This window comes from Mobilitalea sibirica, assembly GCF_015999265.1.
Taxonomy (GTDB): domain Bacteria; phylum Bacillota; class Clostridia; order Lachnospirales; family Lachnospiraceae; genus Mobilitalea; species Mobilitalea sibirica.
On the sequence record NZ_JAEAGR010000013.1, the window covers coordinates 59,699 to 73,599 of the forward strand.

The 13,901-nt window shown below is 36.2% G+C and carries 10 protein-coding genes; 2 read left to right on the forward strand and 8 right to left on the reverse strand.

The window, feature by feature from the left end:
- The first annotated feature begins 6 nt into the window (after positions 1 to 6).
- A complete protein-coding gene (locus I5677_RS12350) occupies positions 7 to 891 on the forward strand; it encodes a VanZ family protein (RefSeq protein WP_197661931.1) in 885 nt (294 codons plus the stop codon).
- 91 nt (positions 892 to 982) lie between these two features.
- On the opposite strand, the gene I5677_RS12355 is transcribed toward I5677_RS12350, so the two are convergent.
- Positions 983 to 3,412, reverse strand: a complete 2,430-nt coding sequence (locus tag I5677_RS12355) for an ATP-dependent DNA helicase (protein WP_197661932.1) — start codon at positions 3,410 to 3,412, stop codon at positions 983 to 985.
- A gap of 322 nt (positions 3,413 to 3,734) precedes the next feature.
- Positions 3,735 to 4,322: a hypothetical protein gene (locus tag I5677_RS12360; protein ID WP_197661933.1), complete on the reverse strand. Its 588-nt coding sequence runs from the start codon at positions 4,320 to 4,322 to the stop codon at positions 3,735 to 3,737.
- Between the two features lie 196 nt (positions 4,323 to 4,518).
- Between I5677_RS12360 and I5677_RS12365 the strand changes: the two genes are divergently transcribed.
- Entirely contained in the window at positions 4,519 to 4,884 is a 366-nt protein-coding gene (locus I5677_RS12365; RefSeq protein WP_197661934.1) for a DUF1292 domain-containing protein, read from the forward strand.
- 207 nt (positions 4,885 to 5,091) lie between these two features.
- On the opposite strand, the gene I5677_RS12370 is transcribed toward I5677_RS12365, so the two are convergent.
- The 6 genes from I5677_RS12370 to I5677_RS12395 all read right to left on the reverse strand — a co-directional run bounded on the left by I5677_RS12370 (position 5,092) and on the right by I5677_RS12395 (position 13,800).
- The gene (locus tag I5677_RS12370; RefSeq protein WP_197661935.1) at positions 5,092 to 6,930 is read right to left on the reverse strand and encodes an ATP-dependent helicase; all 1,839 of its coding nucleotides are present in this window, start codon (positions 6,928 to 6,930) and stop codon (positions 5,092 to 5,094) included.
- Positions 6,931 to 7,276: 346 nt separating this feature from the next.
- Positions 7,277 to 8,755 carry a glutamate--tRNA ligase gene (gltX, locus tag I5677_RS12375; protein WP_197661936.1) on the reverse strand — a complete coding sequence of 493 codons (1,479 nt, stop codon included), beginning with the start codon at positions 8,753 to 8,755 and terminating at the stop codon, positions 7,277 to 7,279.
- Positions 8,756 to 8,824: 69 nt separating this feature from the next.
- Positions 8,825 to 9,247, reverse strand: a complete 423-nt coding sequence (locus I5677_RS12380; RefSeq protein WP_197661937.1) for a hypothetical protein — start codon at positions 9,245 to 9,247, stop codon at positions 8,825 to 8,827.
- Positions 9,248 to 9,437: 190 nt separating this feature from the next.
- A complete protein-coding gene (locus I5677_RS12385) occupies positions 9,438 to 10,778 on the reverse strand; it encodes an ABC transporter permease (protein WP_197661938.1) in 1,341 nt (446 codons plus the stop codon).
- A complete protein-coding gene (locus I5677_RS12390; protein ID WP_197661939.1) occupies positions 10,768 to 11,325 on the reverse strand; it encodes a hypothetical protein in 558 nt (185 codons plus the stop codon). The genes I5677_RS12385 and I5677_RS12390 overlap by 11 nt, the downstream gene beginning before the upstream one ends.
- Before the next feature lie 36 nt (positions 11,326 to 11,361).
- Positions 11,362 to 13,800 carry a COG1361 S-layer family protein gene (locus I5677_RS12395; protein WP_197661940.1) on the reverse strand — a complete coding sequence of 813 codons (2,439 nt, stop codon included), beginning with the start codon at positions 13,798 to 13,800 and terminating at the stop codon, positions 11,362 to 11,364.
- Positions 13,801 to 13,901 lie beyond the last annotated feature (101 nt).

Here is a 13,901-nt window from a genome sequence, read left to right on the forward strand (position 1 = left end):
GGTGAAATGATGCAAAGACGTTCCTATACCGGAATATCTTCATTAATCGTATTTTTAAGTATCATAACAATCCTAGTACAGTTTGCGGCATATTACTTCTTTGCATCCGTTTATCTGTTTCTGGGTATTTCCTGTTTGATATCAATCATATGTATTCATATCTTGATTGAGCAATCCCTTACTTATGAATCAAGTTTTATCTATTCTGTTTTAACTGTATTTATTAGTTTGATTATAACTGTATTAACTTATTATGGAAAAGATCAAAGTTTTATTCCTTATACTATCTATCTATTCGGTATTGTAGCGGTTAATTGGTTTATTCCTACCATCCATTGTTTCTTTCGTAATATGCTTGATTATGGATCAAGAATAGAAGGCTTTCATCATTTTTATCGTAATAACAGTATTATCTTACTATTATTTTATATAGGAATTATGATTTACGGATACTTTACTGATGGGTCATTTCCCTGGGCTTATCCATATGTGGTTGAAGATATAAATTTCACTCCATTCATGTCTGTATCTTCACTCATTGAAGATTATCTTAATGATTTAATTCCTATAAAGGATATTATCACATATTTACTTAGCCGTATTTTATTATATGTCCCTTATGGATTTTATATCATACTGGTACTACGCAGACGTTCTCGTATCCTTAGAGCCCTCTCTTTATTATTCGTCCCACTGGCTCTTGAAGTAGTACAATACTTTTTATTTGAAGCTCGTACCGATATTGATGACGTAATTTTTGCAGTAATTGGTGGTATCGTCGGTGCATTATGGTTCCATCTGACCAATCAATTTTTTAAGGCTGTATCCGGCAAGAATTTTCTCGCTAAAGAATCAGATTTTAGATATTCGAATAGCTCCTTACATTTTTAAAGTTGTCATATCACAAGACAATAAGTAACGGCACCCTTGTTTTGATACAAGTGTGCCGTTTTTATAAATTGTAAAATATGATATTTCTTATTCATTTACTCTTATGCTTCCCCGTCACTCTCTCCCAAAATTCAGATAAAGTACTAGGCATAGTTGTCTGATTAACACATAGGTTCGGGAACCATTCCCTTGGAAACAAATTAATATATTGTTGCTGGGTAAATCTTTCATCTAATAGAAGTATCGCTCCACGGTCCTCCTTAGTCCGTATAACTCGTCCTGCGGATTGGAGGACTTTATTCATACCCTGATACAGATATGCATAGTCAAAACCCTTACCGTTCTTTTCATCAAAATATCCTCGAAACAGCTCTCTCTCATTACATACCATTGGTAATCCGGTACCTACAATCACAGCACCAATCAGACGATTACTTTTTAGATCAATCCCTTCACTAAAGATGCCTCCCATGACGCAAAAGCCCACCCGGCTTATTTGAGGTTCTTCCACAAACTCCTCTAAAAATAGTTCTCTCTCTGTCTCGGTCATACTGCTACTTTGTATCACCAAACCCTCAATTTCATCACCGGCTAGCTCTGCTATGGTCTGAAGCATCTGATAAGAGGGAAAGAATACCATATAATTCCCGGTTCTGGCCTTCGTGAAATCCTTAATATAACCAAGGATTTTCTTATACTCTCTTTCGTTTCTTCTGGTATATTTGGTACTTACATCAGCTCCGATTAAGATTAGACGGTTCTCTGGCAGAAACGAAGAAGGAGCATAGACCGCATAGTCATCTTTACTGCCTCCCAATTGTTCCATATAATACCCGATCGGAAGTAAGGTAGCCGAAAAAAGTACCGCACTTCTTCCTCTGATCAAACAATTATTTAAGTTTCTCGAAGGATCCATACACTGCAATTTAATCCTGAATTGATCGCCTTCATCATAATCAGTATATATAGTATAATTATCATCATGTATCTCATGCATACCCAGAAAATGTCTGATATCCAGATAAAGCTTTAAAACTTCATCTTTCCCTTCGATAATTACATTCTCTTGTAAAAACACCTCATATTCAGCCATAAGCCCCATTAAATGCATGCAAAAGCCATTAATATTATCCAGCACCTCAAATTCATCACAATCCCTGCGAAGCTTTAATAAATCATTATTACAATGATCCAGGTGCTTAGCCAGTTTCATACTTTTATCTTTTATTAATCTCTTTACTTCCAGAAAACTGTCTTTATACAATACTGCGCTATACATCTCTCTTGCCCGCTCAACAAGATTGTGAGCCTCATCAATCAAAAATACATAATCGTTTTGCTTATCATTCATAAAAAATCTTCTTAAATAAACATTGGGATCAAATACATAATTATAATCACAGATAATAGCATCTGCCCACAAACTTACATCTAAGCACATCTCAAAAGGACAGACACAATGCTTCGTAGCATAATCCTTAATCAGTTCTCTCGTAATATCATTTTCATTGGTAAGCAGATCATATACCGCGTCATTTACTCTATCAAAATAACCTTTTGCTCTAGGACAGGCTCCGGGATTGCAGTCCGGTTTATCTAAGATACAGATCTTTTCCTTCGCTGTAATTGTAACTACCTTCAGATGTAAACCATTATCCTGAAGAATTCGAAAGGTATCCTCGGCTACGGTCCTTGTAATTGTTTTCGCTGTAAGGTAGAATAGTTTTTCTACAATGCCCTCTCCCATGGCTTTTACCGAGGGAAATACAGTGGATATCGTTTTCCCAACTCCCGTAGGAGCTTCTATGAAAAGCTTCTTCTTACGCAGAATTGTCTTATATACTCCGGTTACCAGCTCCTTCTGTCCTTCTCTGTATGAGAAAGGAAAGTCCAACGTCTTAATTGCTTTTGTCCGTTTTTCATTCCACTTTAACTGCCAGACCGCCCATTTACCATATTCCTTTGTTAATTTCTCAAACCATATACTTAATTCCTCATAAGTAAAAGTTTCATCAAAATATTTCAGATTCTCTGTTTCAATATTACAATAGGTAATTCGAATTCCTATCTTTGCATGGTCATATTTCGTAGCATAGATGTAAGCATAACACATTGCCTGTGCTCTATGAACCCCTATAGGTTCAGACAAATGTGATAATTCCCTATAGACTCCCTTGATTTCATCGATTATAATCTCAGGAGGATTTAGGTCTTTCTCCTCGAACAGCAATACAGAAAAGTCATCCCTTATCGTATTATTATTAATAACCCCATCTGCCCTACCTTCTACCGTAAGTTCAAAGGAGATATCATCCCAAGTAACGGGTACTGTTATTATAAGCGGTACTTCTGCTGTATAATTAGGTCCCATCTGTTTTTGCAGCTTACGATGAATTCTACTTCCTGCCTGCATTGAATCTGCATCGCTTCTAGCTCTGGTATTATCAAGATCACCGGAGCGAAGTATAAATTCAACCAGATTACGCACTGATATCTTAACATTCTTTGTTCTATCTAACATAGAAATCTCCCAAACATAAAAGCGGCTGTTTCAAAATAGTCAAACAGGGAATATGATTTCACCGTAATGCACTGTTTGACAGACATGTTGCTGATTTTGTAATGCCTAGTGCGAACAGAAATATTCGAACAAGGCCTACAAAATCGAAAATATGTCCTTCAATCTGTGTGTGAGGTAAATTATATTCCCATTGATTATTTTGAAACAGCTCCAAAATAATTATATTAATTATATCATAGCTCTATTCGACTGCCAAGCTATACAAAAGTAATACTTCATATATTATCAGATGTATGAAAAACCCTATTTTAGAGTTGTTCAATTAAAAAGAAAAGTAATCATCCTCTTCATCGAGCAGACCAAATTGATAGCTCTTTGTCCATTCATTTTTTGAACTTCTCTTTTCTTTCATTACGGGGCGTTTTGGCTTCTTTGGCTCTTCATCCTTATATTTCTTTTGCATCGCCTTTTTTTCCCGCTCTAATCTCTTAATTGTTTCGAATTTATCCGGTTGTTGTTCTTTTTCTTTATTCTGAGAGCTTTTTGTTCTTGTATCTCCTGTTCGGAAGTTTCTTGATCCTTTACCATCTGTATCTTCATCCTTATCAATAAAGACGCTTCTCTGAAACTCTTTGTTTTTCCAACCGGAGTTTTTATTCCGGCCCTCTCCCTGTTTACCCACATAAGAAACAGTCTCTTTGTTCTTAGAATTATTTTCCGGTCGGAAGTTGCTTTCACTTGATTTATAGGTGTGTTTCGTATTATAACTATCTTTCGGCTTAAAGTTATCTCTGTATGTTTGATTCTCTCTTACTTTATAATTATCTTTGGTTTGATAATCGGTATTACTTTTAAGTTCAAACCTATAATCTGTTTTTATTTTGCTCTCATTTGCATTGGTTGCAGCCACCAAAATGTACCCCTCTCTACACATTTAACTAAGTTTCCACGTATTTATTTTATGATATTTAAGATTAAAGTCAATATTTATTTTTAAATTTATTTAAGTTTTTTCCCTTGCATTTTTTTCCTCAATCTGGTACATTCTACTTATATTCCTCTATCATTTTTTTGAGGTAAATTTTAAAAAGTGAGGTAGTAGTATTATGAGCGAACACATTCACAGTGACAGCTGCGGCTGTGGACATGATCATGAGTATGAACATGATTCAATCACCTTATCATTAGACGATGGTACAGAGTTAAATTGTATTGTGTTAGATATTTTCTCTGTCGATGACAAAGATTACATTGCTCTTCAACCGGAAGAAGGAGAAGAAGATGATGATAATGTATTTTTGTATCGCTACATCCAAGATGAAAATGGTGATCCCGAATTATTAAACATTGAAGATGATGATGAATTCGAGGCAGTTGCTGATGCTTTTGAAGAAATATTAGATTCACAGGAATACGATGAAATGTTTGATGAAGATTTTGATGAGGATGAATTGGAAGAAGAAAAGGAATGAAATAACATCCTATAAGAAACAACCATATTGATTTATTACGTAACTTAAAAAGACAGTTCTTAAATTTGAGGTTATGATAAGGATTATCCATAATACCCTCAACAAATTTAAGGACTGTCTTTTCTCGTCCTGTGGAAAATACTTCCATTCTTCTTGTTCCATTACCAATGTCTGCGCTTACTGTTATCTATGATATACTGATTTTATTTACTTCTTGTCTTCTTTTAACTCACTCACAAATCTGGAGATTTCCATATTTTTATTATAGCGATCTTTTGCACTTAAAATATATAGATACTCTTTCGCTCGGGTCATTGCCACATAGAACAATCGTCGTTCCTCTTCTATATCAGCTGCCAAAACCGCTTTTTTATGGGGTGTAATACCTTCATTGGCATCAACAATAAATACCACTTCAAATTCCAATCCCTTAGAACTATGCATGGTAGCTATCGTAATTCTGTCAATGTTATCTCTTTTGCTTTCTTCGGCCTGTTGCTTTAGTTCTTCTTTGTATGCTTCCATATAACCAAACCACGCTTCAAAGGTTTGATAGCTCTTGGCACTTTCCTGAAGTTCATCCAGTATTTCAAGTAAATCTTCTGTTTTTATTTTCCTCTGTTCACTGTATTCCTTTAAATAATCCTCATACCCTACACCCCGTCTAATATAATTTACAGCGGCAAAAGGTCCCATCTTGGAAATCGCATAAAGATCGTATTCCATCTGCTCAAGGCGCTCTAACATCCAACTCTTATCCTCATAATAACTCTTTACATCTTCGAAATTAATCTCAGGAGTATCAAAGCATTCCCGGCTAACATAACGTTTCGGCCGGTTAATAATCTGTAAAAATAGACTTCTTTCCACGCTCCCCATAGCAAGCTTTATATATGCTATAATATCCCTTGTTATCCAATGATCATAAAGGTTTGGTAGCGTATCCCTCATTTGAAATGGTATATTATACTCCATCAATTTATGAAGAAGTGCACCAAATCCCATATTGGTACGAACCAGAATTGCCATATCCTTTAGGGCTATTCCTTCTCTTCTTAATTTTATGATTTCCTCAGATAACCTTTGATTTTCTTCAGCTAAATTCTGAAACTGTAACACTTGAATCTTTCCGCCTTCATCTTTTATCGCATTGACTTCCTTTTCATACCGGTTCTGATTATGGGATACAAGCCGGATCGATGTCTGTACAATATTTTTTGTTGAACGGTAATTTGTACTCAAAACCAAACGCTCGCAGCCCGGATAATCCTTAGGGAAGTTTAACATTATCTCCGGTTTTGCTCCCCGAAACCGGTAAATAGACTGATCATCATCTCCAACAATAAATAAATTGTTTTGTGGTGCGGCAAGCATACGTACAATTTCATATTGTATCTGATTAATATCTTGGAATTCATCTATCAGTATATACTGAAATTTATTCTGCCATTGTTTAAGGATATCCTGTCTCTCCTTCAGTAGCTGATGGCATAGTATTAACATATCATCAAAATCGATCAGGTGGGATTGTTTTAACCTACTATCGTATTCTTTATAAATAATACGAAATATCTCATCCCCACAGTTGGAAGAATAATAATTCTCCAGATTGATACGATTCGACTTCACCAAACTGATTTCACTAAGTAAATCCATAATAAAATCTTTCTCATCATCAAATTCCAGCTCCAACCTATGAATAATCTCCTTTAGATAGTGAAACCGTAAATCTTCTCTTATTATATTTTTGGAGTTTAATCGATATGCATGTTTTAATATGGTAAAAAACACAGCATGAAATGTACCAAAGCTTGCTCCGGTACGGTTTTTCCCTATGCTTTTTAAGAACCGTTCTTTCATTTCATTGGCTGCTGCTTTGGTAAATGTGATAACTAAGATATTACTTTCCTGTATCTGATACAGTTCAATTAATCTTTTTGTACGCTCCGTAATAACCAGCGTTTTTCCCGATCCCGGGCCTGCCAAAACAAGCATCGGTCCCTCTTTATGAACTACCGCCTGCTGTTGAGCCTTATTCATATACATTTGGATCTCTCCTGACTTAATCTTTCGATCATTAGATTAGATTTTTGATCAATATAATAGAAAAAAAAGATGACACAGAACATAATATAAAATCACTTAAGGATTATACCAACCTATTGTAAATAAGACTTGAATGCTACTACTATCAGATTCTTTTATCTATAGGATACTTATATTATATGTTATGATTACGAAAAATGTAAATACATTACTCATAATTGCTTCGTGAAAATATAATAATTCACATTATCCCGTAGAGCATGAAGCAAATTCATCAATAGGTTACTCTTATTTTCTTTCATGCTCTCGGGCTATAATGTAACTAACTCTAATGTCCTATAAACTCTTATGCCTTTAATTTGTCAATTGCTATCTTAATTCTTCTTAAGCTTTCCTCTTTACCAAGAATGCTCATAATCTCATATGCACCGCCGGGAGTAGATTGCTTTCCGGATACTGCTGTTCTGACAGGCCATAAGCCTTGACCGTTCTTTATTCCTTTTTCAGCTATATAGGACATGATTGCCGCTTCAATGCCTGCTTCAGAATAATCCTCAAGAGCCTCAAATCTTGGTAACAACTCCTCAAGAACTGCTAACGAACTTTCAGAATCCGTCTTCATCTTTTTATGGGTAAACATCTGGATATCATAATCAGGAAGCGCTTCAAAGAAATCTATCATATCTTTAATATCCAAAAAGGTTTCTATTCTGGTTTTTATAAGAGCCGCTATCCTTTCATAAGGAAGGTCCTTTGTAATAACCTCCTTAATATATGGTAGCGCCATCTGATAGAATCTGTCCTGCTCCATATTCTTTAAGTATTCACCGTTCATCCAGCGAAGCTTAACCATATCAAATACCGCAGGAGCTTTATTGATATGTTTATAATCAAATTCCTTAATTAATTCCTCTAACGACATGATTTCTTTATTATCCGTGGAACTCCATCCTAAAAGTGCAACAAAATTAATAATCGCTTCAGATATAAAGCCTTGCTCCAACAAATCCTCATAGGAGGAATGTCCGCTTCTTTTACTTAATTTTTTATGCTCCTCATTCGTGATTAGAGGACAGTGAATATAAGCTGGCTCCTCCCATCCAAAGTCCTGATATAATCTGGTGTATTTTGGAGTTGAAGATAAGTACTCATTACCCCTTACCACATGGGTTATCTTCATGAGGTGATCGTCCACTACATTCGCAAAGTTATAGGTTGGATAACCGTCAGATTTTATTAGTATCATATCATCCAACTCTTCATTCTCAACTGTGATGTCTCCATATACAACATCATGGAAAGTTGTTGTGCCAGTGGTCGGATTATTCTGACGAATTACGTAAGGAATTCCGGATGCCAGTTTTTTAGCTACTTCTTCCTTCGATAAATGAAGGCAATGCTTATCATACTTTGTAATAACCTTGGCTTCATCCTCATCCTCACTCACAGAATTACCTACCGTACTTTTTAAGGAAGCAAGCCGTTCCTTAGAACAAAAGCAATAATATGCAGATCCTTTATCTACCAACTGCTTTGCATACTCCAGATAAACTCCGGTTGCCTGGCGTTCACTTTGTACATAAGGGCCATAACCTCCATCTTTATCCGGTCCTTCGTCGTGAATTAAACCTGTTCCCTTCATGGTACGATAGATGATATCCAATGCCCCTTCTACATAACGTTCCTGGTCCGTATCTTCTATTCTTAATATGAAGGTTCCATCTTCATGCTTTGCAATCAAATATTCATATAAAGCTGTTCTTAAATTACCGACATGCATTTTACCCGTCGGACTTGGAGCATATCTTGTTCTTATCTTGCTCATATCCATCTTCCTCTCTGATTATTAACGTTTATCTTAACTAGCATTATCATGATCTACCACTATAATACTCTAATATACACTTTCGAACAGCTCATTCATTCCAATCGTGCCGTTCATATAATCCATAAAAGCCGGATTACTAAAAAAGCTCATGAAAGCAATGATCAAAATAATGAAACTGATGATAGTAAAAATCAAGGTTGCCCTAGCCCAGTTTTTCTTGCTTTGTGGCGTACTTCCGCTTAAGGACCAAAAAATCAATAAGCCAACAAATGCAAAACCTCCGATATAAGGAATAAATAACAATGCATAAGTACCCAACCAATTTAAAAAAGGGACAGGCTTGTCCGTATTTTCTGTAATTGCTGTAATATATTTAGGAGGTTCCGGTTTTACCGCTACATTTATGTGTTCTCGAAAGGAGTTTCCGCAGTATTCACAATAATTCGCTTCTTCGTTCTGTGTTAATCTGCCGCATGCATTACATACCATATGCTTTCACCTCATCTTTGCATTTGTTTTTCATTATACCATAACCTTAATAAAAATCAATTATAGATTACAAGTTATAAATGATCACAAAAAACAAAGAGAGGCTGTCGCCAAAATAATTAATAAACCCTTATCTGTGCGACAGCCTTATAAATGTACAACATAATATTTTATGTATTATTTTAATTCATTAACCTTCTGTCTTCATAGCTTCGATTGCGCTTATTTTTGTAGCACGTCTCGCCGGAAAATAGCCCGCTAACAGAGCAACACCAATGGAAATACCCATAGCCACAAAGGGCAGATAAAAAGGAATAATGCTATAAGTCGTTTCTTCCGTCATGTTAAATGCCATCCCCCCTGGAGACAATGCACTGAACAGAGGTGCTCCGTATTTATTAATTACTATAGAGGCTATATAAGCAAAGACATTACCCAGGATACCACCAAATAATCCGATAAGAGCTGCCTCATATAAAAACAGCATACGAATATCTGTGATAACACAGCCTAATACCTTCATAATTCCGATTTCTTTCATTCTCTCATAAATTGCCATCACCATGGTATTGGCAATACTGATTGCTGAAACAACCATCGTAACGATACCGAGAAAAAGTAATATAAACTGCAAGGAATCCGATGATTTAATCAAGGGTTGTATCCATTGCATCCTACTAGTGGAAGTATATCCAAGCTCAGTAATCTTATCCTGAACCTCTTGAACATTATCAATGTTATCTACACCCACCCTGATTTCCTGAAACTCTTGTATTTCTTTTACTGCTTTTTTCCGATCCTCTAAGGATAAGGTATTACAATACTTTAAGTATATTTCCTTAAAGTAATCCAAATCCATATAGGTGTTCCAATCAAATTCCGACATCGTCTCTTCCATCATAGCGATGTTCTTAAGGGGCAACGAAAACTCTTTTTTTCGAGGATTAGGCTGATAACGTCCTTCAAACTTCAGCGAAATTTTATCCTTTTTTAAATCAATTTCTATAGGAGTCCAAACCCGTGATCTGGAATACGGATCATAGAAATTCGATAGTTGGGAGGAACCAAATATAATAACTGATTTATCTTCGTTCGTCGGATACTCTCCCATGGAAAGAGCAGGGAATTCAAAGGCTTCAAAGGTATCACTGTCCATTGCGGTTATATGAGCCCAACTCTGATATTTACCTGAATATAAATTAGCACTCATATTAATCACAGGTGTTACAGCTTTTACATGTTTCATGCCTTTTAGCTGTTCTACTAATGATTCATCCAGCTTTTGCTGCTTACTCTCCACATAGTTACCATTTTCATCAAAAACATCACCGTGGGTATTAATTGTAATTGTTGTATAGCCACCGTATTCTTTCAGCTGTTTATCAAAATTATGCTTAACCCCCTCACCAATGGATATCGTGATTATGATGAATAAGGAACCAATGACAACACCCAAGATTGTTAATATGGTTCGGGCTTTTCTACGCCGTAAGTTGCGAAGCCCCATCTTTAACAAATCACTAATCTTCATAAAGTTCAATCCCTTTTTTAATTTTTCTTCTTGCCAGCAAAGCTCCAAGGGCGATGCTAATCAAAAGAATACCCAAAGATAATCCTATCACAAAGGGCCAAGAGGATAATAACGGGTCCTTGACCTGTGGCATACCTGTTTCAGCGAACATACCTTCATTAAATGCAGGGTCTGCCATCATCCCTTCATCAAAACCGGGTTCCATAACTACGTCTTTTTCAAGTCCCATATCTACACTAACCGCCTCTTCTATGACTCCTTCTTCCGTAATAGTATCCTCTACCACTTCACTATCAGTACTTTCCCCCGCATTACTTTCTTCTGCCTTAGTTTCTGAAACCTCGGCCGAATTATTCTCATCAGTTATAACTTCATCTGCTACAACGCTTTCTACTGTATCTGCATTTTCATCCGTCACAACTACCAATTCCGTCTGATCTGTGGTTGTTGTTGCTTTACTAACTTCCCGCTCCTTCATCTTTAACTCTCTTTCTTTTACCTTGGCTGTAGCCATATTTTCACTTTTTGATACAACGATTTTACTCATATAATCCTCCATTCTCATGACTTAAAGCCAAACAAATTAGTATTGCTCTTCTTCTTTTTTACGGAGTTTACGTTTATATATGCTAATAATAGATTTATAAGTAATTGGGATAAAGAGAAGGAATACAACCACCTCAATAATTATAAATACCCAAGTAGGTAGAATCTGTTTTTTAGGGGTTGGCATGACAGGATTGAATACTTCTTCAAATTCGCCTCCCATACCTGGGTCCCATGCCTGAGCCCCATTTACCATGGTCTCAAATTCCTTAATATATTGAATCTCATCCCCATTGCTATCCTCAAACGTTATGATTACGGTTCCTTTCGCCATACCTTCCATATTCGGCATCACATCGAATTCTACATAAGAGGAACCTCCCTCCGGGACATTACCGATAAAATACATATTACCGTCTGCTTTAGTAAAGTCTCCCTCAACAGTTGCTATCACATTGTTAAGAGGTGATCTTCCCATATTATAAAATTCAAAGGATAGAGTTGCCGGATTACCTGCTACTACCATTCCGTCATAGGAGTAGACATTAACGTAATCAACCACCGGCCTCGAATTCTCAACCGCCTGAAGATTTAATTCCAACTCTTTGGTTTCACCGATTTCACCGGTCTGTGGATTAGGTTCTAATCCGTCATATTCATATTCTATTGTTATTTTAAATGGATACGTTTTTGTACTGGCATCGGATTTTACCTTAAGCTCAATGGTGTTAGATACGGTTTCACCCGGATCTATCTTATTGATAAAAAAGCTGTTGCTACCCTTAGTAACGGAAAAAATATTTTCAGCCTGAGAAACCGTTACCGTCATATTTTTTGCTGCTACCGCAGCATTGGTGTTATATAAATCAAAGGTGAAGTTAAAGATAGATCCTGCCCGCAGTTCTTCCACATCCGCATAATAATTACTAACAATTATTTTCGGCTTACTACTGCTACCTATATCATTTTGAACATCAAGAATTGGTATGTCCACCTTATCACTTCCACCGGTATAAGCAATGTTTAATGTTAAATGATTTAATCCTTCTGTTATACTTTCTGAAACCTCTAGAGGTATTGTAACCCTCTTCTTCTCTCCGCCTTTTAATATTTCAACATATTGATAAGGTACAGATTCCTGTGGTATAAATGTATTACCGGATAATTCGGTTAAGATTTTAAGCTCAGTTACATCAACGGAGCTTTTATTCTCAAGATCAAAGGAAACCTCAAGCTTTTCTCCTGCTTTCGGTACAGCCGGACTTTGCTTTACTCCACTAACGACAATACTGGGTTTATCACCCGATGCCCCTCCTATAACCTCGGGATAAATTGTCTTGGTGCTGCTATAAAGGATACCGAACTCATCCTTATAAGTAATATTAATTTTAAGCTCTTTAAAGCCACCGGCTGCCTGTTTCGATACGATTAACGGTATCTTTGCATCCTTTGTGTTATCTGCTTTTATGGTTCCGACATATAATTCATCCGTAAAATAGTTCTTAATAAAACTTTCTACCCCAATGCTGGCATTATCTACAGATACTTCTACTTCCTCAGCTGTTGACAACCCTACATTCTGTAACGAGGCAATCAGAATAAAATCATCACCCGGCTTTAATTCACCCTTATAGGTAATGCTTTGTATATCAATATTAGGAGCATTATGATTCTCTTCCACCCCAATCGTTACATTCCTACTCTCCGTCAATTCTGCTCCTTCCAGATTTTTATAGCTAAAATTAATGGTTAAGGATTTTTTTCCCGTGGTTGTGGTAGGAAGTATGGTTACCGGTAATGTTACTATCTGCTTCTCACCGGGTTTCAAATCACCAATCTTCATATCATCCACAGAATATCGTTGCACAATACCGCTTTCACCGTATTGAACACTGAGGTATGTATTTCTTGCCATGATTTCACCTTCATTTTTTACTTCAAAGGCTAAATCAGTATCACTTCCTGCTACCGTATCTTTCAGAGTGGCCCCTTTTACAGTTAACTGAGCAGGTATTTTCTCTTCCAAAATATTAATATCCAGGTCTATGGTGGAGGTAACAGTGACCTTGTCAAAATAATAATAGATACCGGATATCTCTAACTGTACCGGATATGATTTGATTTTAGCTGTTTCTTTTGCAGTAACATCAAACTCAACAAAGGCCTTGCTATAAGGATTAATTGAAATGACGTCTCCGCCACTTTCCATCATGAGCTTTGGATGTGAATACGAAAAGGGTGAATCTGTATTACTATCCTTAAGAGTTACTTTCGGATCATAAATTACATTCTCTGTTACTTTAATCGGAACCTTCAAAGTTACAGTTTCTCCAGCTTTCGCAATATAATCATTCGAGCCATCTCCAAGTATAACCTTGGGTTCACCCGCTGCCTTAGCCATGTTACTATTTCCCATCATACCTGATACAATTAAAACGATTGCTATGATTGCAACGAATATCCTTTTTAACTTCATACTTATTCCCTCATCTTCCTTTCAATTTTTGATCTTTATCTATATAAACTTCGTTCTTATCCATACAGAAGAATCTTTATGAGTATTACCGGTACTCTTAA